The 19,324-nt window shown below is 74.1% G+C and carries 16 protein-coding genes; 7 read left to right on the forward strand and 9 right to left on the reverse strand.

The genetic code is table 11. The features are described 5' to 3' along the window. Positions 1–9: 9 nt before the first annotated feature. Positions 10–2,499 carry a DNA topoisomerase (ATP-hydrolyzing) subunit A gene (locus tag ACGFZ2_RS11210; RefSeq protein WP_393452366.1) on the forward strand — a complete coding sequence of 830 codons (2,490 nt, stop codon included), beginning with the start codon at positions 10–12 and terminating at the stop codon, positions 2,497–2,499. A gap of 169 nt (positions 2,500–2,668) precedes the next feature. On the opposite strand, the gene ACGFZ2_RS11215 is transcribed toward ACGFZ2_RS11210, so the two are convergent. From ACGFZ2_RS11215 to ACGFZ2_RS11230, 4 genes are all read right to left on the reverse strand, one after another. Next, positions 2,669–4,015 carry a uracil-xanthine permease family protein gene (locus ACGFZ2_RS11215; RefSeq protein ID WP_393452369.1) on the reverse strand — a complete coding sequence of 449 codons (1,347 nt, stop codon included), beginning with the start codon at positions 4,013–4,015 and terminating at the stop codon, positions 2,669–2,671. A gap of 203 nt (positions 4,016–4,218) precedes the next feature. Continuing rightward, positions 4,219–5,442: a glycosyltransferase family 2 protein gene (locus ACGFZ2_RS11220; protein ID WP_393452372.1), complete on the reverse strand. Its 1,224-nt coding sequence runs from the start codon at positions 5,440–5,442 to the stop codon at positions 4,219–4,221. Next, positions 5,384–6,973, reverse strand: a complete 1,590-nt coding sequence (locus ACGFZ2_RS11225; protein WP_393452375.1) for a glycosyltransferase family 39 protein — start codon at positions 6,971–6,973, stop codon at positions 5,384–5,386. The genes ACGFZ2_RS11220 and ACGFZ2_RS11225 overlap by 59 nt, the downstream gene beginning before the upstream one ends. Before the next feature lie 94 nt (positions 6,974–7,067). Then, complete coding sequence (locus ACGFZ2_RS11230) at positions 7,068–7,703, reverse strand: alpha-ketoglutarate-dependent dioxygenase AlkB (protein ID WP_393452378.1); 636 nt, start codon at positions 7,701–7,703, stop codon at positions 7,068–7,070. A 166-nt stretch (positions 7,704–7,869) separates the two neighbouring features. Between ACGFZ2_RS11230 and ACGFZ2_RS11235 the strand changes: the two genes are divergently transcribed. The 3 genes from ACGFZ2_RS11235 to ACGFZ2_RS11245 all read left to right on the forward strand — a co-directional run bounded on the left by ACGFZ2_RS11235 (position 7,870) and on the right by ACGFZ2_RS11245 (position 11,092). Next, complete coding sequence (locus tag ACGFZ2_RS11235; protein ID WP_393452381.1) at positions 7,870–9,831, forward strand: hypothetical protein; 1,962 nt, start codon at positions 7,870–7,872, stop codon at positions 9,829–9,831. 64 nt (positions 9,832–9,895) lie between these two features. Then, positions 9,896–10,411 (forward strand): HAD domain-containing protein, encoded by a 516-nt coding sequence (locus ACGFZ2_RS11240; RefSeq protein ID WP_393267639.1) that lies wholly within the window; start codon positions 9,896–9,898, stop codon positions 10,409–10,411. A gap of 114 nt (positions 10,412–10,525) precedes the next feature. Beyond that, a complete protein-coding gene (locus ACGFZ2_RS11245) occupies positions 10,526–11,092 on the forward strand; it encodes an NUDIX hydrolase (protein WP_393267636.1) in 567 nt (188 codons plus the stop codon). On the opposite strand, the gene ACGFZ2_RS11250 is transcribed toward ACGFZ2_RS11245, so the two are convergent. Further along, positions 11,093–12,514, reverse strand: a complete 1,422-nt coding sequence (locus tag ACGFZ2_RS11250) for a helix-turn-helix domain-containing protein (protein WP_393267633.1) — start codon at positions 12,512–12,514, stop codon at positions 11,093–11,095. It abuts the gene before it with no gap. A gap of 263 nt (positions 12,515–12,777) precedes the next feature. On the opposite strand from ACGFZ2_RS11250, the gene ACGFZ2_RS11255 reads away from it, so the two are divergent. Together ACGFZ2_RS11255 and ACGFZ2_RS11260 are read left to right on the forward strand one after the other, a co-directional pair. Further along, positions 12,778–12,975 carry a hypothetical protein gene (locus ACGFZ2_RS11255; protein ID WP_393267631.1) on the forward strand — a complete coding sequence of 66 codons (198 nt, stop codon included), beginning with the start codon at positions 12,778–12,780 and terminating at the stop codon, positions 12,973–12,975. A gap of 211 nt (positions 12,976–13,186) precedes the next feature. Beyond that, the gene (locus ACGFZ2_RS11260; protein WP_393267629.1) at positions 13,187–13,360 is read left to right on the forward strand and encodes a hypothetical protein; all 174 of its coding nucleotides are present in this window, start codon (positions 13,187–13,189) and stop codon (positions 13,358–13,360) included. A 31-nt stretch (positions 13,361–13,391) separates the two neighbouring features. On the opposite strand, the gene ACGFZ2_RS11265 is transcribed toward ACGFZ2_RS11260, so the two are convergent. Together ACGFZ2_RS11265 and ACGFZ2_RS11270 are read right to left on the reverse strand one after the other, a co-directional pair. Beyond that, positions 13,392–14,444: a PseG/SpsG family protein gene (locus ACGFZ2_RS11265; RefSeq protein ID WP_393267769.1), complete on the reverse strand. Its 1,053-nt coding sequence runs from the start codon at positions 14,442–14,444 to the stop codon at positions 13,392–13,394. Further along, on the reverse strand, positions 14,441–15,163 hold the full coding sequence (locus ACGFZ2_RS11270) for a cytidylyltransferase domain-containing protein (protein ID WP_393267766.1): 723 nt from the start codon (positions 15,161–15,163) through the stop codon (positions 14,441–14,443). The genes ACGFZ2_RS11265 and ACGFZ2_RS11270 overlap by 4 nt, the downstream gene beginning before the upstream one ends. Before the next feature lie 177 nt (positions 15,164–15,340). On the opposite strand from ACGFZ2_RS11270, the gene ACGFZ2_RS11275 reads away from it, so the two are divergent. Beyond that, positions 15,341–16,561, forward strand: a complete 1,221-nt coding sequence (locus tag ACGFZ2_RS11275; RefSeq protein WP_393452587.1) for an RNA-guided endonuclease InsQ/TnpB family protein — start codon at positions 15,341–15,343, stop codon at positions 16,559–16,561. Positions 16,562–16,574: 13 nt separating this feature from the next. Here the strand turns inward: ACGFZ2_RS11275 and ACGFZ2_RS11280 are convergent, their stop codons facing one another. Both ACGFZ2_RS11280 and ACGFZ2_RS11285 read right to left on the reverse strand, forming a co-directional pair. Next, positions 16,575–18,488, reverse strand: coding sequence for a class I SAM-dependent methyltransferase (locus ACGFZ2_RS11280; RefSeq protein ID WP_393452384.1), 1,914 nt, complete (start codon positions 18,486–18,488; stop codon positions 16,575–16,577). Beyond that, positions 18,478–19,320, reverse strand: a complete 843-nt coding sequence (locus ACGFZ2_RS11285; protein ID WP_350685080.1) for a hypothetical protein — start codon at positions 19,318–19,320, stop codon at positions 18,478–18,480. The genes ACGFZ2_RS11280 and ACGFZ2_RS11285 overlap by 11 nt, the downstream gene beginning before the upstream one ends. Positions 19,321–19,324 lie beyond the last annotated feature (4 nt).

A 19,324-nucleotide genomic window follows, 5' to 3' on the forward strand; every position in this document is an offset into this window, starting at 1 on the left:
AGCTGACCGATGGCACGCCGCAAGGACGACCGCGCCAAGGTGGACCTGTCCGCCTTCGACCAGGCCGGCGCGCGGGTCTTCGACAACCCGCTGGTCACCGAGGTCTCCGACTCCTACCTGGAGTACGCCTTCTCGGTGATCCACTCGCGGGCGCTGCCCGACGCCCGCGACGGCCTCAAGCCGGTGCACCGGCGCATCCTCTGGTCGATGCACGAGCAGGGGCACCGCCCCGACCGGGGGCACGTGAAGTCCGCCCGCATCGTCGGCGACGTGATGGGCAAGTACCACCCGCACGGCGACACCGCGATCTACGACGCGATGGTCCGGCTCGCCCAGGACTTCTCGCTCAACGCCCCGCTCATCGACGGGCACGGCAACTTCGGCAGCCCGGACGACGGGCCGGCGGCGGCGCGCTACACCGAGGCCCGGATGTCGCGGGAGGCCATGCTGCTCGTCGGCGAGCTGGGCGAGGACACGGTCGACGTGGAGCCCAACTACGACGGCTCCCTGACCCAGCCCACCGTGCTGCCGGCGGCCTTCCCCAACCTGCTGGTCAACGGCGCGTCCGGGATCGCGGTCGGCATGGCGACGAACATGATCCCGCACAACCTCGGCGAGGTGGTCTCCGCCGCCCGCTGGCTGATCAACCACCCGGACGCCACGCTGGACAAGCTCATGGAGTTCGTCCCCGGGCCCGACCTGCCCACCGGTGGCCTGCTGCTCGGGCTCGACGAGGTGCGCCGTGCCTACGAGACCGGGCGCGGCGTGGTCCGCATGCGGGGCCGGGTGGAGATCGGCCCGCTGGAGGGCAGCCGGGGCCGGCAGGCGATCACGGTCGTCGAGCTGCCGTACGGCGTCGGCGCAGAGAAGGTCATCGCCGCGATCACCAACGAGGTCAACAAGACCAAGCGGCTCACCGGCATCGCCGACGTCAAGGACCTCACCGACCGGGAGAGCGGCACCCGCCTGGTCATCGAGTGCAAGGTCGGGGTCAACCCGCAGGCCCTGCTCGCCGACCTCTACCGGCTCACGCCGCTGGAGCAGTCGTTCGGCGTCAACAACCTGGTGCTGGTCGACGGGCAGCCGCAGACCCTCGGGCTGAAGGCGCTGCTGGAGGTCTTCCTGGCCCACCGCTACGAGGTGGTGACCCGGCGCAGCTCCTACCGCCGCCGCAAGCGCGAGGAGCGGCTGCACCTGGTCGACGGTCTGCTGATCGCCCTGCTCGACATCGACAAGGTGGTCAAGCTGATCCGGGCCAGCGAGGACGCCCAGGCCGCCAAGGACGGCCTGATGCAGAAGTTCAGGCTCTCCGAGATCCAGGCCACCTACATCCTGGACACTCCGCTTCGCCGGCTGACCAAGTACGACCGGATCGAGCTGGAGGCCGAGCAGGAGAAGCTCCGCACGGAGATCGCCCAGCTCTCCACGATCCTCGACGACCCGAAGGTGCTGAAGAAGGTCGTCTCGGACGAGCTGGCTGCGGTGGTGAAGCAGTTCGGCGCCCCGCGCCGCACCACACTGGTCGACGGCGACCTCAAGGAGGTGCTGGCGGCCTCCGTGCCGGCCGGCCCGCTGGAGGTCGCCGACGACCCGTGCCAGGTGATCCTCTCCGCGACCGGGCTGGTCGCCCGGACCGCGGCGGAGTCGGAGGAGGCGTCCGAGGGGCGCCGGCGGCACGGCCGCGTCAAGCACGACGCCGTACGCGCCATCGCCCACTCCACCGCCCGGGGCCGGGTGTTGCTGGTGACCAGCGCCGGCCGCGCGTTCAAGGTCGACGTGCTGCCGCTGCCGGTGCTGCCCGAGCAGGCCGGGACGGTGTCGCTGCGCGGCGGGATGGCGGCCGCCGAGCTGGTGCCGCTGGAGCCGGGGGAGACGGTGGTCGGGCTGGCGCCGCTGGGGCCGACGGCCGAGGGCTCACCGGGGCTGGCGCTGGGCACCCGGCAGGGCGTGGTCAAGGTCTGCGCGCCGGAGTGGCCCGTCCGCTCCGACGAGTTCGAGGTGATCGGCCTGCGCGAGGGCGACGAGGTGGTCGGGGCGACCTGGCTCACCGACGGGGCGGAGACGCTCACCTTCGTCACCTCGGAGGCGTCGCTGCTGCGCTTCCCCGCCGGGCTGGTCCGTCCGCAGGGCGTCAAGGGCGGCGGCATGGCGGGCATCAACCTGCCGGCCGGCGCCCGGGTGGTCTTCTTCGGCGCGGTCCGCACCGACGACCCGGGTAACGGCGAGCCGATGGTGGTCACCTCCACGGGAGCCACGGTGAAGGTGACGCCGTTCCAGGCGTACCCGGCGAAGGGGCGGGCGACCGGCGGGGTGCGCGCCCATCGCTTCCTCAAGGGCGAGACCGACGTGGTGGTCGCCTGGGTCGGGTCGCGCCCGGTGGGCGCGACCGCCACCGGCGAGCCGGTGGAACTGCCGGCGGCGGACCCGCGCCGCGACGGCTCCGGCTTCGCCGTCATGCTCGGCCCCACCGTCGTCGGCCACCAGGTAGAACGCGACTGACCCCCCGGACGGGAGAGGGGCGGCTGCTGACGCAGCCGCCCCTCTCGACCATCCACCCACCCGCCTGCTCCCCGCGTTGATCATGAAGTTGTTGCGCGACACGCCGGTGTCGAGGACAACAACTTCATGATCAATGGGCTTCGGGCCGGGGTTCGGGCTCCGGCCGGGGTCAGAGTTCGGGTTCGGGGGTTTGGCGGGGGGTGGGGGTGGTGCCGCGGAGGCGGGCCACCAGGCGCATGCCGTGGTGGACGACCAGGGCGGCGGCGGTGCCCAGGGCGATGCCGTTGAAGGAGAGGTCGCCGGCGGTGAGGGTGTAGTTGGCGGCGCCGACGATCACGGCGACCGCCGCCGTCATCAGGTTCACCGGGTCGTGGAAGTCCACCCGGTTCTCGATCCAGATCCGGGCGCCGAGGATCGCGATGAGGCCGTAGAGGGCGGTGGTGGCGCCGCCGAGCACGCCGGCCGGCACGGTGAGGATCAGCGCGCCGAACTTCGGGCTGAGCCCCAGCAACACCGCCGCCACGCCGGCCACCCAGTACGCGGCGGTGGAGTAGACCCGGGTCGCGGCCATCACGCCGATGTTCTCCGCGTACGTGGTGGTGCCGGAGCCGCCGGCGGAGCCGGCGAGCACGGTGGCCAGCCCGTCGCCCAGGAACGCCCGGCCCATGTCCCGGTCCAGGTTGCGGCCGGTCATCGCGGCGACCGCCTTGACGTGGCCGGCGTTCTCGGCGATCAGCACCAGGATCACCGGGATCACCAGCACCACCGCGCGCAGGCTGAAGCTCGGCGCGTGGAACTCCGGCAGGCCGACCCACGCGGCGTCCCGCAGCCCGTCGACCGCCTTCGGGTCCAGGTCGCCGAGCGCCGCGGCGAGCAGCCAGCCGACCAGCACACCCAGCAGGATGGACAGTCGGGCCAGGAAGCCCCGGAAGGCGACCGTGGCGAGCAGGATCGCGGCCAGGGTCACCACCGCGATCAGCGGCTGCGCCTTCACCCCGGTGCCGCTGCCGCCGCCGTCCCACGCGACCGGGGCGAGGTTCAGGCCGATCAGCGCGACGATCGCCCCGGTGACGACCGGCGGCATCAGCGCGTCGATCCAGCGCGACCCGGCGAGCTGCACGACCAGCCCGACGCCGGCCAGCGCGACGCCGGCCACGACGATGCCGCCCAGCGCCGGGCCGATGTCCCCGCCGGCCTTCGCGGCCAGCACCGGCGCGATGAAGGCGAACGACGAGCCGAGGTACGAGGGCAGCCGGTTGCCGGTGATCAGCAGGAACAGCAGCGTGCCGAGCCCGGAGAAGAAGAGGGTGGTGGCCGGCGGAAAACCGGTGATCAGCGGCACCGTGAAGGTGGCGCCGAACATGGCCACGACGTGCTGCACGCCGACGCCGAGCGTGCGTGGCCAGGACAGCCGTTCGTCGGGGTGGACCACGTCGCCGGGGCGGACGGACCGGCCGTCGCCGTGGACCGCCCAGGCGGACCAGCGGGAGCGCGGCTCGGTGGAGGACTTGGTCATGGGTCGCCCTTCGCGTCGTCAAGAGGTGACGGGGGCGCTGACGAAACCCAGGAGTCGTTTCTAGCAGAGCGCCGCCCCGCCCCGCCCGCCACCCCGGGCACCAGGCACGGTCGGTCCCGCACCTGATGCCCTGTCAGGCGGGCGATGGCGTTTTTGTCCGGGCAGGAGGTGCAAGATCGGCGGACGGGGGACCGGGACGGGAGTCAGCTGCCGGTGAGGATCCGGTCGTGGTCGGGGCCGGACTGGCGGACGATCGCCGGTGCCGGATGCGTGGGGCGGAGCGTGAGCAGGCTGCCCACCAGGCCGGAGAAGAGCACGACCACGCCGAGCGCGATCGCGGTGGCCGAGGGGAGCACCACCCGCAGCGTGTCGTGCGGGTTCAGGTCGCCGAACCCGTCCAGCCCCCAGTAGGCGACCGCCCCCACGGTGCCGGCGACGCCGGCGACGAGCAGCAGCAGGCCGACGGTGACGCTGGTCTCCAGCCGCAGCAGACGGATCCAGCGGTCGGACGCGCGCTGCGGGACGAGCCTCTCCTGCCGGCCGTAGATCTCGGCGAGGCCACCGAAGAGCACGAGCTGCACCCCGACGAGCACCATCAGGCAGGCGTACACGAGCGTGCTGACGTCGAGGCGGACCGGGCCGAGGGTCAGCGGGCCCGGGGTGAGCGCCCCCACGCCGGCCAGCCCGAGCGCGGTCAGCGCGGCGCCCGGCCGGACGAGGGTCTTGCGCGGCGCGAACACCAGCAGGAACCGCAGGTGCCGCCAGCCGTCCCGCCAGGTCCGCAGGTGCGGCGGGCGGGACCGGCCGTCCGGCGACAGCGTGGTCGGCACCTCGACGATGTCGTACCCGGCCAGCGCGGCGCGCACCACCAGCTCGGAGGCGAACTCCATGCCCGGCATGCACAGCCCGAGCGCGCGGATCCGCTCGGCGTTGAAGCCGCGCATGCCGCAGTGGAAGTCCCGGACCTCGCGCAGCCCGAACAGCCGCCGGCCGAGCCAGCTCAGGACCGGGTTGCCCAGGTAGCGGTGCAGGGGCGGCATGGCGCCCGGTGCGATGCCGCCCCGGAACCGGTTGCCCATCACCACGTCGTGACCGGCGCGCAGCGCCTCGACGAACGGGCCGAGGTCGGCCAGCGCGTACGAGTCGTCGGCGTCGGCCATGATGACGTACCGGCCGCGCGCCTGGTCGATGCCGTTGAGCAGGGCGCCGCCGTAGCCGCGGATCGGGGCGTGCACCACCCGGGCGCCGGCCCGCTCGGCGATCTCCTGCGACCCGTCGGTGGAGCCGTTGTCGGAGACCAGCACCTCCCCGACGACCCCACACTCCCGCAGCGAGCGCAGCGCCTTGCGGACGCAGACCTCCAGCGTCTCAGCCTCGTTGAGGCACGGCAGCAGCACCGTGACCTCGATCTCCGGTTCGTTCGTCATGCTCCCCGTTGCTTTCTGCCGTGGTGGGCGCGAGCCGGTCCGGCTCGCCATCAGCCGAGATGAGCCCGACCGGATCGCCGTCGGCCGGCGGGCGTCCGACCGGATCGCCGTCGGCCGGCGCGGACCGATCCGTCGGGCGGGGTGTCGAGCGCAGCCGCTGCCAGCCGAGAGCGGCGGCGATCGGGAGGAACGCCAGGGCCGGCAGGCCGTAGCGGTGGTCGAACATCGACGTTGCCACCGAGAAGACCATGATCCCGAGGCCGATGCCGGCGTACAACAGGGCGATCAGGCTCAGCCGCAGCCGGCCCCGGCGCGGCCACACCGCCCCGGCCAGCGCGATCAGCACCATGGCGGCCAGGACCGGCGGCGGGGTGACGCCGTAACGGCCGTAGCCGTGCAGGAAGCGGCTGGCCGCGTTCGGCTCGACGTCCCGCGACGGCGCCGGTTTCCACTCGTAGCCGGGGCTGGCGGTGCGCGGCACGCAGTCGTGGTCGGCCGCCCAGTCGGTCGGCGCGGGCTGCGGTCGCCACCAGTTGGCCAGGCACGACTCGGTCGGCGCGAGGGGGGTCGGCCAGAAGTAGCGCGCGGTGTCCGACGCCACGGCGGCCAGGTAGTCGCTGGGCTGCTGGCGGAGCACCTCCCGGGCGAACTCGTCGAGGTCCTCCGGGCGTTCGGCGTCGCGGATGGGGCTGTCCCGGTTCCAGATGAACCAGTCGGGCCGGGCGGGGCGCTGGTCCAGCGGCTGCGTCGGGCAGAGCTTGCGCAGCCCCGGCCGCAGTTCCAGCCGGTCGCAGTCGGCGATCTGCGCGGTCCGTCCGTAGAGGAACTTCCCGCCCTCCAGCCCCAGCGCGCCCTTGACGGTGCCGATGCCGGCGAAGGCGGCACCGAAGAACACGACGATGCCGAGCAGGTACGCGGCGGGCGCCCGCCAGCCGCGCCACGGCACGAGGAGGAACAGCAGCAGGGCGCCGAGGGCGACCACGCCGGTGGGTCGGGTCGCCATGCCCAGCGCGACGGCGACGCCCGCGCCCAGGGCGGCGAGCGTCCCGGGGCGTTCCCGGCGGACCAGCAGCAGCGCCGCGACGGCCAGCGCGGTGGTGAACAGCGTCTCGGTGAGCAGGTACTGCTCCAGCGTGAGCTGGGTGGCGTCGAGCAGGATCGGCGTCGCGGCGAGCGTGGCCGGCCAGGGGCCGACGCCCAGGCGGCGCAGCAGCAGGTAGGCCGCGATGCCCAGGGCGAGCCCGGCGAGGTGCTGGACGGCCACCACGGAGGCGACGGTGCCGGTCCACTCGAAGGCCCTGAGCAGCCACGGGTACGTCCACCGGGCCGGCATGTCCGGCCACTGTGCGGAGAGCCGGAGGTACGTGCCGGAGTCGCCCTGGAACCACAGCGCGGGCGGGTACGCCGCCATCGTCGTGATCCGCAGCGCGAGGCCGGCGGCGAGCACGACGACGAGCCCGACGTGGCGACGCAGCAGTGCGGGGAGGGAACGAGCGCCGACCCGCCGTGCGGCCGGGCGTCCAACGAGCACGAAAAGCTCCAGGAGACAGCGGAGAGTGATTGAATGGTCAAGCTAGCACGGTGACCGGTGACGGTGGGTGCACCGACCCGGACCCGAGGGCGGCTCAGGCGACGCCGGCGGGTCGGAACTGCACGCTGACCCGGGGCCCGACGGGGCGGGCGGTCTTCGGCACCGCGTGCTCCCAGGTGCGCTGGCAGGAGCCGCCCATCACCACGAGGTCGCCGTGCCCGAGCGGAAAGCGCAGGCTGTCGCCGCCGCCCCGGGGCCGCAGCAGCAGCGTGCGCGGCGAGCCGAACGAGACGATGGCGACCATCGTGTCGGTGTGCGCGGAGCGGCCCTGGGTGTCGCCGTGCCAGGCGACGCTGTCCCGGCCGGAGCGGTAGAGGCACATGCCGGCGGTGACGAAGGGCTCGCCCAGCTCGGGGGCGTAGTGCCGGGTGAGCGCGGCACGCGCCTGCGTGAGCAGCGGGTGCGGCAGCGGCCGGTGGCCGGAATACCAGCACAGCAGCCGCGGCACGTCGACCTCGGCGTCGTACATCGTGCGGCGCTCGGCCCGCCACGGCACGTCCCGCAGCAGCGTGTCGAAGACCTGGTCGGAGCCGGCGACCCAGCCGGGGAGGTGGTCGACCCACGCGCCCCGGGTGAGCGGGTGCCGGCGCAGCCGGCCGGCCAGCGGACCCAGCGACGGCCCCGCGTCGGTCAGGTCCAGCATCGACGGCTGGTAGGCGGCCCCGGTCATCCGCCCAGCGTACCGGCCCGGTTGGCACAGGTGTACGACGCGGGGGATCTCGTCGCCCGCCCGTCACCTGGCGCACACGTCGGCGTCGCCCGGCGTCGGCGGGCCGCCCCTACCGTGAGGCGGCTCCGTCCGGGCCCGGGCGGGCCGCGCGCCGAGGAGACGACCAGTGCAGAGCAGTTCCACCCGCGTGCCGGTGGCGCCGCGCCCGGCGGCCCCGCCGCAGGCGATCCCGGTCCGCCCGGCCCGCCGAGCCGCAGCCGTCGTCGGTTGGCTCGCCGCCGCCTGGGTCGTCCCGGTGCTGGCGTACGCGCTGGGCGTGGCCGCCGTGCTCCCGCCGCTCGTGCTCGTGCTGACGGCCGCGCTGCTGCGGGTCGGGCGCACCCTGCTGGACCGGCTGGTGCTGGCGACGGCGCTGCTGCTCGGGGCGCTCTGCGCCGCCGCCCTGCTCTTCTCGGTCTGGCCGTGGGGCCTGCACCCGGTCCCGGTGGCGGGCACGGCGCTGACCGCGCTGCTCGGCCTCGCCCTGGTCACCGGGGTCCGGCCGCGCCTGCCCCGCCCGGCGTCGGCCGACGCGGCGCCGGTCGTCGCGGCGGCGCTGGCGACCCTGGCCCTGGCCTGGCCCTACCTGCGCGCCGACGGCCTGGCCGGCCGGCTCGCGTACGCGATGACGGGCGAGGACAACAGCCGGCACCTGGCCGCCGTGGAGGGCATCCGGGCGGTCGGCGGCTACCTGTTCAGCGACCCGGACGGCGCGGCCCGGATCGCGCCCGAGGCGATGGTCTGGTACCCACAGGGCTTCCACGTGACGGCCGCGCTGCTGGACGGCTTCCTGCGTTCCTCGACCGCGCCCGGCTCGGCGACGAGCACCCTGGACCACTACCTCGGCTGGTCGCTGGCCGCGTACGCCCTGCTGGTGCTCGCGGTGCTCTGGGCCGCCGCGCGGATCGCCGGCCGACTGCTCGACCCGCTGCGCGCCGCCGCCCTGGCCGGCGCGGTCACCGCGCTCGCCCTGGGCTCGGAGCTGGCCCGCTTCGTGGTGTACGGCTACCCGGGGGAGAGCCTCGGCCTGGCGCTGACCGCGATCCTGGTCGCGCTGGTGTGCCGCCCGGTGGCCCGCACCGGCACCCAGCTCTGCCTGCTCGGGGCGCTCTGCGTCGGGGTCGGGTTCGCGTACCTGATGTTCCTGCCGGTGGTCGGGGCGCTGGTGCTGGCCTGGCTGGTCCGGCACCGGCGAGCGGTGCGCCGGCGGCCCTGGCTGGCCGGCGCGGTGGCCCTGGCCACGGCCGTGCTCACGCCGCTGCCGAGCGCGGCGGGCCTGCTCTTCACCGACCAGGTCGACAACGCCGCCACCGGCGGCGGCGTCTTCCCGCGCTACGACGCCTACCTGGCGCTGACCGGCGTGGTCGCCGCGGGGCTGCTCGCCGGCGGCCTGCGGCTGCCGGTGTGGCGCAGGTACGCGGGCGCCCTGGCCGCGGCGCTGGCCTTCGCGGCCGGCTTCTACCTCTGGTTCACGCTGCAGGGCACCGACCCGCGCTACTACTACGGCAAGACCCTGCACCTGCTGCTGGTGGTCCTCTTCGTCGGGGTGGGCGCGGTGTTCCTGCTGCGGCCGGCCCCGTGGCGCGCGCGGCGGCACCCCGGCCGGTCCGGCCCGGTCGCCCGGTCGCTCATCGCGTTGTCGCTGGTGGCGGCGACGGCCGGGGCGGCCGGCCTGGCGCGCGGCGGCGGGATCTTCGCCCAGCCGTTCGGCGCCCGCAGCACCACCTGGGCGGCGGCCTGGTGGTCCGGCCTGCTGGACCGGCCGAGGCAGGCCGACGTGACCGTACGCGCGCTGGCCCACGCGCCGGTCCGCGCCGGGGAGGTCACGGTCGTGGTCAGCGAGCACCGGCGGGAGGGCTACCTGGAGACGCTCTTCCTCGCCACCCTCCAGGGCACCCACGGCGCCTCCGCGCCCGCGTTCTACAACCTGCCCCTGTCCGAGCCGGCCCGCTCGGCGGCCCTGGTCGAGCAGGAACGGCGGCCGATCCGCTTCCTCGCCACCGGACCGGAGGCTGCCGCCGTAGTCGAGCGGCTCCTGGCCGAGCGCCCGGAGCTGCGCTCCCGGGTCACCCTCGAACTGCTGCCCTGACGGCACCGCTTTTCCGGCACCGCTTGAGGCTGACCGGCACGCCCGACTCCCTATCCTGAGGACCGTGGCGCGCGACCTCCCGTTGCTTCTGCTCGACGTCGACGGTGTCCTGAATCCGTTCGCGGGAGACCAGTGCCCGGTCAGCTACCAGGAGTTCCAGTTCTTTCCGGGGGAGGCTCCGGTACGGCTGTGCCCAGCTCACGCGGATTGGCTCCGAGAGCTGGGCGAACGGTTCGAGATGGTGTGGGCCACCGGGTGGGGGGCGGAAGCGAATCGGCTCCTCGCGCCGGTACTGCGTCTTCCGCAACTGCCGGTCATCAGCCTTCCGTCGGGCCCGTTCGAACCGCGCGAGAAGGTGCCCGCCGTGGCCGCGTACGTCGGCTCACGTCCGGTGGCCTGGATTGATGACGCGCTGACGACGGAGGCGCGGGCATGGGCCGAAGCCCGTGCGGCACCCACCCTCCTTGTCGACATCGACCCTGCCGAGGGGCTGAGCCTGGCTGTGGTCCGCCGGCTGCTCGCCTGGTCGCAGGGCTTGCCGAGTCAGACAGATTCCCCGAGGCGACGACAGCAGGGCTGACAGCAACTGGCCCGGAAGAGGAGACCTACGTCGGACAGGTGCGGTCAATGCCCCGAGGCCGGGACCCGGACGGACGACGGCCAGACAACCTGCACAGAACCGGATACTGGTCGGGTGGCGGAGGAGCAGGTTACCGAGTTGACCAGGTGGACGATTCATGGCGAGCGGGTTGTGGACGGCAGCCGGCGGGCGCGGTTGAGCATCGCTGAGGTGGAACTGCCGGACGGTGTCAGGTTCGAGCAGTACGTGATCCGGGCGCCCCGGTCGGCGATGGTCGCCGTGCTCGACGAGCAGGAGCGTCTGTTGCTGATGCGGCGGCATCGGTTCGTGTTCGACCGGTGGGTGTGGGAGCTGCCCGGTGGCTACGTCGATGACGAGGAGCAGCCGGCGGAGTGCGCGGTCCGGGAGGTCGAGGAGGAGACCGGTTGGCGTCCGGCTGCCGTGGAACCGTTGCTGTCGTTCCAGCCGTGGGTGGCGACCGCGGACGCGGAGAACCTGCTGTTCCTTGCCCGAGGCGCGGAGCACATCGGCGCTCCCGTGGATGTCAACGAGGCCGAGCGGGTGGCGTGGATTCCGTTGGAGGAGGCGCGGGATCTGGTGTCGCGGGGTGAGATCGTGGGCGCCGGCACGGTGATCGCGGTGTTGGAGCTGGTCGCGCGAAAGGCCCGGCGCGAGCTGTAGTCAGCGGCGTTGGCCGAGGGCCGCGTCGATGCGGGTGATGAAGTGTCGTACGGCTGGCCGGCGGCGGTGCGCCGTGAGCTGGGCTTGCAGGTCGCGTAGGTAGCGGATGGCCCGGGCTGACCGTAGTTGCGAGGTCAGGGTGAGGGCTTCGGCTCCGATGGCGCCGGCGCGTTCGGGCTCGCCGTGGCGGGCGTGGATGGTGGCGAGAAGGGCGAGGTTGAAGGCTTTGCCGCGTACGTAGCGTTCGTCCATTTGCAGGGATCGGGCGGCGAAGCGTTCGGCCTGGTGGTGCTGACCGAGGGCGTGGAAGCAGTGGCCGAACTTGGCGGACAGGTACGCCTCGTCGAAGTAGCCGAGCCATTGTGGGTCGCTGCTGCGGTCGGCTCGGTCGAGGGCTTGTTCTGTCTGGTGCAGTGCGGTGGCGCAGGCGCGTTCGTCGCGGGCTGCGGCGTGGGCGTGGGCTTCCATGACCAGTGCCTCGGCGGTCAGCACGGTGAGGCCGGCGCGGTGTGCCGTCTGTCGGGCGGCCCGGGCGAGGTCGACGCCGGTGCTGGTGTGGCCGAGGTAGGTGGCTTGGTGACTCATCGCGGCGAGGATCTCGGCACCCAGGCCGGCGTCGTCGGCTGCGCGGGCAAGGTCGAGGGCGTGGGTGAGGTAGCGCTGGGCGATGCCGTGTTCGGCCATGTCGTACGCCTGCCAGCCGGCGAGCTGGGTCAGCTCGGCGACGGCGGCGAGCAGCCTGCGGCCGGTCGCCGGGTCGTAACGGCCCTCGGTCACCAGGGGCGTGACCTCGTGGGTGAGGTAGCGGGCAACGGTGTCGCGGGCGTGGCCGCCGCCGTACTGGTTGTCGAGTCGCCGGTAGGTGGTGGCCATCTCCCGGATGGTGTCGATGTCGGGTTGACCGACCGTTCGGCGGCCTTCCTGTGCGACGGGTTGTGGGGTGGGGGCGGTGAACCAGCGCAGGGCCGGCAGGGTGTAGCCGGCGGAGCTGAACACTGCCTGACGGAGCATGTCTCGACGGTTCACGTCGCCTTCCCATAGCTGTACGGCGGCGCGGACGTCCTCGCGCCAGGACCGGTTGACCGGCACGTCACTCTGCCGGCTGTCGGGGCGGGCGGCCATGTCCCGGTGCCATGCACGTCGGCGGGGCGCGAGGCCGAGCGTCATCCGGGCCTCGTCGGGCATGCCGCAACCGTCGGCGATTCGCTCCAGCACGTCGATGGAGGTCACCTTCCGCCCGGCGATGATCCGGCTGACGTAGCCCTGTTCGAGGCCGACGGCGGCGCCGATGCGGGTCTGGCTCGCCCCGGTGTGCCGGGCGAGCAGCCGGAACAGGGTGCCGATGTCGCGGGCTTGCAATGCGGCGCGCATGTCCTGGTGCGACCAGAGATCGTCGGGAATCCGAAGGTGATCGCGCAGCACAGCGCCCCCAGCGTCGTCACGTGACTACCCATGGTGCTCAGCCCGGAGCCTAGGGCCGCTGTCCGTGCAGGTCGAGCCCGCTCATGTCACCGTGACATGGCCGGCTGACATGGCTGCCGAGCCACGGCCGGCGGGATCGTCGCGGACATGTTCCTCGACGCCGAAAGCCCGCCGATCGAGCCACGCCACGACTGCTGTGGCGCTCGTCCCGTCCGTCGCGGGAAGACCATCACCCGCCACCACAGACGCATGGCGGGGTGACGATGGGCGCCACTCACGGCTCGAAGGCCCTCATCGAGTACGCCCAGGCCCAGGTCGACGCCGCCGACGTGATCCTCACCCATCACGACGAGGTAGGGCTGGGCCTGTGCCGGTGCGGCCGGCTCCACCCCTGTCCAGAGCGACAGCAGTGGATTCAGAAGCGGGCGCACTACGTACCCCTGCTCGGTGGTCCACGATGACCACCCACGGCCCGGTGTTGCCGATCTGGAGCTGCGGTGGGTGCGGCGCGCCCTGGCCCTGCCGGACCCGCCGTCAGGAGCTACAGGCGGAGTTCGCGGACGCACCGATGTCACTGGCGCTGTACATGGGTGCGCAGTTCGTCCGCGCCGCCGAGGATCTGACCTGGGCTCCGGCCGGCACCCTGCACCGACGCTTCCTCGGCTGGGTCCGGTGAGCATCCTGCGGCCCGGCGACGAGAAGTTCCACTACAGCGATGGCTCGCACAGGTGGATCCCGCCGGACCCGGACTACGACCAGGAGGTCTGGGACGAGCAGGTCCGCCAGCACAAGCTGGGCCACCTGAGGAATGAGCAGCCCAGGGTGCGCATCCAACGCCTCGTCTGACCCCAGCAGTGCCGGCGGCTCCCCTCCGGGATCAGGCCGGCGTGGCGGCGAGGGAAGCCAGCACCGCGTCGGCCACCCGGCCCCGGCCCAGGCCGTCCACGGTGGACCAGGCGCGGGCGGAGAGTGCGGCGCGGCGCTCCGGGGAGGCGAGCAGCCCGGTGAGGGTCCGGGCGGCGGCGGCCCGCGCCGCCCGCCCCGGCACCCCGGCGGCGGCCAGCTCGGGCAGCTCGCCGAGGCCGGCGACGAGACCGTGCGCGACCACCCGCTGGTACGACTCCCGCTGGTTGTCCACCACGCAGACCAGCGCGGACGGCGCGCCGAGGCAGCACAGCTCCCACGTCGACGTGCCGGCCGCGCTCACCACCAGGTCCGCCGCGCCGATCAGCGCGGGCAACTCGTCGGTGGGCGGCACCGGGCGCAGCGACTGCCCCCGCCCCGGCGGCACCGCCGCCAGTTCCGCCTCCACCTCGGGCCGGCCGACCACGACGGTGAGGTCCATCGGGTGCCCGGTGGCGAGCAGCACCCGGGTCAGCACCGGGGCCGCGCCGACCGCGTCGGTGCCGCCGAAGAACGCCAGCACCCGGGGCCGCCCCACCGCCGTCGCGGGCCGGGGCGCCGGCGGCCGGGCGGCCACGACCGAGTCCCGCAGCAGGGCGTACGCGGTGCCGGCGAGCAGCCGCCCGGCCGGCGCGACGGTCGCCGCGCCGAAGTTCTGGTCCAGGTAGAGGTCGGCGTCCTGCCCCCGGGTGTCGCCGTCGACGACGGCCAGGGTCAGCACGCCCGCCGCGCGCAACGCGCCCGCGCCGGCCGGGTCCAGTTCGTAGGAGTCGAGCACCATGACGTCCAGCGCGTGCCGGCGCGCGGTCGCCACCAACTCCTGCGGGGTCTCCGGGCCGGGGTGCAGCGGGATGCCGCGGGCGGCCAGTTGGGCGCCCGCCCAGCCGACCCGTTCGACGGTGCCGAACACCTCGACCGAGGCCCCCCGGGCGAGGAACTCCTCGCCGAGGGCGAGGCAGCGGACCAGGTGCCCGACGCCGCGCCGCGGCCCGGCGTCGCAGCGCAGTCCGACGCGTACGGTGCTCAGGACTCCTCCAGCCGCTTCTGTCGTACGCCGGCGTTGACGGCGCGCAGCGCCGGTTGCCCGTCGAGCCAGTCGGCGAGCTTGGCCAGCGGCACGCTGACGTCCCCGAAATGGTCGGTCACCGCCCGCACCAGGGTCCAGTCGGCCTCGGTGTCGAGCGTGAGCCGCAGGTCCGAGCGGTCCGGGGTGAGCGTCACCCCGAGCACCCGGAACAGCTCCGGGCGAGAGTACGCGTACGAGGTCACGTGCACCCGGTGGTGGTCGGTGGCGAGTCGGTCCAGCGTCCGCAGCGTGTCCGCCCGGACGATCTCGACGTCCAGGCCCCGGGGGAGGGTGCGGGCGATGGACGTGCTGGCGTAGTCGAGCCCGGGCACCGCGCGCCAGACCGCCGCGACCAGCGTGATGATCTCGGGGTCGAGCAGCGGGCAGTCGGCGGTGAAGCGCATCACCGCGTCGCCGGGGTGGGCGTCCAGCGCGCCGACGAAGCGGGTGAGCACGTCGTCTACGGGGCCCCGGTGCCACGCCACGCCCAGCCGGTCGCACTCGGCCACCACCGCGTCGTCGGCGGGCTCGGTGCTGGTGGCGACCACCAGGTCGGCGAGGACGGCGCTCTCCCGCGCGGCCCGCACCACCCGACCGAGGACGCTGCGCCCGGCGAGCGGCCGGAGCACCTTGCCGGGCAGCCGGGACGAGCCCATCCGGGCCTGCACGACGCCCACGATCCGCGGGCCGGCCCCGGTCTCGCCCGCCGTCGACGGGGAGGCGGTGCCGGTGGGGCCGGGCGCCGCCGGGGTGCCGGCGGCCGGTGCGTCGCTCACCGGATCACCGCCAGGATGCCCCGTCCTTCAGGGCGGGGAGGAACGGCCGACGCGTTGTCAACCATGTCCGTCCTTTCTGGTATGACTGGTCGTGTGCGGACGGCGTACAGGTGTCGGGCGTACCCGACCCTGGAGCAGGCGGCGGTGCTGAACCGCACGTTCGGGTGTGTACGTGTCGTCTGGAACCGCACCCTCGCGGCCCGCCATGCTCGTTACCACGCTGAGGGCAGATCCACCTCGTACGCGGAGACGGATCGGGCGTTGACGGAGATGAAGAAGCAGCCCGATCTGGCGTTTCTGGGTGAGGTGTCGTCGGTGCCGTTGCAGCAGACCGTGCGCCACCAGCACACCGCCATGACCGCCTTCTTCCAGAAACGAGCCCGGTACCCGCGCTACAAGTCCCGGCACGGCCGTCAGTCCGCCTCCTACACTCGGTCGGCGTTCCGCATGCGTGGCGGGAACCTGACGCTGGGAAAGACGCCCGGTGCGCTGCGGTTCGTGTGGTCGTGGCCGGACGTGGACGTGGCGGGGCTGGATCCGACGATGGTGACGGTGTCGCGTGACCCGGACGGCCGCTGGTTCGTGACCTTCGCCGTCGACGTCGAGACACCCACCGCACCCGAACCGACGGGCGAGGTGGTGGGTGTGGACCTCGGCCTGAGCGACTTCGCGGTGTTGTCCACCGGCGAGCGCATCCCGCACCCGAAACACATGGAGCGGCGTGAACGCCGACTCAAGCGGTATCAGCGGATGATGGCCCGCCGGCAGAAGGGCTCCGCCAACCGCGCCAAAGCTAAACGGAAGGTGGCCCGGGCGCATTCGCGGGTGCGCGACGCCCGTCGGGACTTCCTCCATCAGCAGTCGACCGCCCTGGTGCGCCGGTTCGCCGCCATCGCGGTGGAGGATCTGGCGGTGGCGAACATGGTCCGCAACCGCTGCCTGGCCAGATCCATCTCGCGTACCGGTTGGGCTGAGTTCCGCACTTTGCTCGCCTACAAGGCGCACCGCGACGGCCGTACCCTCGCTGTCGTGGATCGCTGGTTTCCGTCGTCGAAGACGTGTTCGGTGTGCGGGCACCTGCTCGCCCAGCTTTCCCTCGGCACACGGCATTGGTCGTGTCCGGGTTGCGGCACCCGGCATGACCGGGACGTCAACGCCGCCCAGAACATCGCTGTCGCGGCCGGGCTGGTCGAGACGCAAAACGCCTGCGGAGCGGACGTCAGACACGAGGGGCAACCTTCCGTGCGGTCTGCGGTGAACCAGGAACCCCAACCCGTGAGGGTGGGAATCCCTCGCCTTTAGGCGGGGGAGGATGTCAATGCGTCTCCTCCGGCTTCGGGGCGAGGGCCTGTCGGGCCCGGCGCTTGGCCGCCCGGGCGCCCCGCTTCGCGATCCGCGCCGGGGCGATGGCCAGCCGGCCCACGCGGTAGCTGAGCGAGCCGCTGAGCAGGTGGATCGTCGCATCGGCGCGGCGCAGCGCCCGCTCCCGCGAGGTGAGCAGTTCCTCGGTCCACTTGAGCAGCGCGGCCAGCCGGGTCAGCTCCTCGCGCTGGCGCAGCCACGCCTCCCGCAACTGCTGGTAGCTGCGACTGCCGATCGGCGGGTCGGTCGGCTCGACGGCCCGCAGCTCGGTGGCGAGGGCGACGCGCCCGTCGGCGTCCAGCCCGTGCAGGGCGGCGGCGATGGCCGCCTCGGCCTCCACGGCCGCGGCGACGGTCGGCCGGTCCAGGTCGTGGCCGGCGACGCCGCCGAGCACCACGGTCAGGCCCGCCACGTCCAGCGTGGACGTCCACGGGTGGGCGTACCCGCCGGTGAGCAGCTCGGCGGCGAAGCGCCACAGGCTCCGGGCGAGCACCACGTCCACGGCGAGCGGCTCGGCGGCCCGCCAGCTCGGGTCGAGCACCGCGTAGGCGTCCCCGGCCACGACGACGTTGTCCACGCTGGCCAGCCCGAACGGGCCGGCGAGCCGGCCGTCGGCGTCGACCTGCCCGGCGAGCCAGCGCGCGTACCCGCGCAGGAGCCGGCGCAGCGCGTCCGTGTCCCGCCGCAGGCAGCCGTCCAGCAGCAGGGTGCGCAGCAGGCGCCCGTCCGGCACCGGCCCGGTGAGCGCCCCCGCGTCCCGGTACGCGGCCAGCCGGCTGGCGAACGGCGCCGCCGCCGGCCCGCCCCGGGTCTCCGCCCTGGCGGCCCGCCACCGCCAGCCGTCCGGGCCGTCGACCACCTCGACCACGCCGGCCCCGGGCGGCCCGGTCTGCACCAGCGCCACGGGCAGGTCGGCGCGCCCCCGGGCGGCCGGGGCCGCGGTCGCCGGGCCTGCGGCGGCCGGGTCCACGGCGGCCGGGTCCGCGCCGGCCGGGCCTGCGGCGGCCGGGTCCGCGGTTGCCGGGTCGGCGGCGGCCGGGTCGTCGGACTTGTGGGCGAGCACCAGCCAGGCCGGCGCCAGCTCGCCCGCCCGGCCGGCGTGCAGCGCGTCGACCGCCAGCCGGGCCGGGTCCTGGAGCACCGTGCCCCGGGCGACGACGCGGGAACACGCGCCGTGCAGCGCCGCGTCGAGGAACCCGGACGTGGTCCGCCGAGCCAGGGCGCCCGTGTCGACCAGCGCGGTCGGCGCCGTCGGGTGCGGGTACGCGGCGAAGCAGGCGTCCGCGCGCAGACCCCGGGCGCTCAGCCGCCCACGCAACTGCTCCAGGTTGGCCGGGCGGTCCGCGTCGAGCACCCCGCCGATCACCCAGGCGGAGTCGTCGCGCCCGGCGTACCAGGGAGAGGCGGCGACGAGCCGGTGCAGGCCGAGCGGGTTGTCCAGGCGCAGCAGCAGCACGCCGCCGGGGCGCAGCGCCGCCGTCAGCCGGTCGAGCACGCCGGCCCAGCCGAGCCGCGTCCCCTCCACCGACTCGACCGCGTCCAGGCCGGCGCCGGCGATCACCACGTCGAACCGCTCGCCCGCCGGCAGCCCGGCCGGGCCGGCCACCACGACCTGCGCGGCGCGCTCGGCGAGGGCGACCCCGTCGGGGTGGCTGCGCAGCAGGCAGGTCACCTCGGCGTGGGCCAGCCGGTCGAGCAGCGCGGGGTCGTGCGGCCCGGCCAGCAGCACCCGCGCGCCGGCGGGCACCACGTGGGCGGCCAGCGCCGCCAGCGGCCCGCCCTCGGCCAGGCGCTCCGCCGGCAGGTCGGACCAGGCCAGCATCTCTCCGCCCGGCAGCGCGATCCGCAGCGCCGTCTCAGTCGTCACTCTTCTCCTCCTGGAGGTTCGCCCACCCGAGCAGCTCGCGCAGCTCGGCCGGCGTGCAGCGGTGGTCGGTGCCCAGCTCGGCGCGGGCGATCGAGACGGCCGTGGGCAGGTCCACCTGTTCGCCGTGCAGCTCCGGCCACTGGCGGCGGATCCGGGCGGTGCCGCCGAAGGTGGGGTCCTCGTCCGCGAGCACCATCGGGTCGCCGTACACGGCCGGCTCGCAGCCGGCGGCGATGCCGTAGAAGATGGCGCTGGTCAGCCGGTTCGACGCCACCCGCCGGTGCCGGCGCAGCTCGGTGAGCTGCTTGTCGAGGAAGAGCGGGTCGGTGTCCTTCCACCAGTGGCCGCGGTAGCCGTGGCAGATCACCCGGAAGCCGGCGTTCTCGTAGAGCCGGCGCACGCGGCGCATGCCGTACTCGTGCCAGTAGAGGCAGACGGTGACCGGGCCGGGCTCGGTGTCCCGGATGCGGGCGATCAGCTCCCGGTGGTCGCCCCGCACGTGCTGACCCTCCCAGCCGTGGAACGGGTACCAGATGGTGCCCTCCCGCTCCGACTCCGGCGGGTCCTCCGGCCGCATGGCCAGCAGGTACGCGAAGGGCGCCCCGATGACGGTCACGTTGCGCCGCCCCACCGACCAGGCCCGCCGCCGGGTCTGCTCCGACCACAGCAGGCTCGGGGTCCGCTCGGCGTACGGGTGGCCGGGGGCGAGGCCGTCGCCGATGTTCCAGCCGTGCTGGACGTACCCGTTGATCCGGGGCGGATGGCCGTCGCCCAGACCGGCGTAGCGGGCCAGCACGTGGGCGTGGCCGTAGAAGTGGTTCGCGTGGTGCATCGGG

The organism is Micromonospora sp. NPDC048063 (assembly GCF_043202855.1).
In the GTDB taxonomy this organism is placed as follows: Bacteria; Actinomycetota; Actinomycetes; order Mycobacteriales; family Micromonosporaceae; genus Micromonospora.

Coding starts and splice junctions, on each gene's coding strand:
- ACGFZ2_RS11210 (WP_393452366.1), top strand. CDS start 10: ATGGCACGCCGCAAGGACGACCGCGCCAAGGTGGACCTGTCCGCCTTC.
- ACGFZ2_RS11215 (WP_393452369.1), bottom strand. CDS start 4,015: ATGACCAAGTCCTCCACCGAGCCGCGCTCCCGCTGGTCCGCCTGGGCG.
- ACGFZ2_RS11220 (WP_393452372.1), bottom strand. CDS start 5,442: ATGACGAACGAACCGGAGATCGAGGTCACGGTGCTGCTGCCGTGCCTC.
- ACGFZ2_RS11230 (WP_393452378.1), bottom strand. CDS start 7,703: ATGACCGGGGCCGCCTACCAGCCGTCGATGCTGGACCTGACCGACGCG.
- ACGFZ2_RS11255 (WP_393267631.1), top strand. CDS start 12,778: ATGGGCGCCACTCACGGCTCGAAGGCCCTCATCGAGTACGCCCAGGCC.
- ACGFZ2_RS11275 (WP_393452587.1), top strand. CDS start 15,341: ATGACTGGTCGTGTGCGGACGGCGTACAGGTGTCGGGCGTACCCGACC.
- ACGFZ2_RS11285 (WP_350685080.1), bottom strand. CDS start 19,320: ATGCACCACGCGAACCACTTCTACGGCCACGCCCACGTGCTGGCCCGC.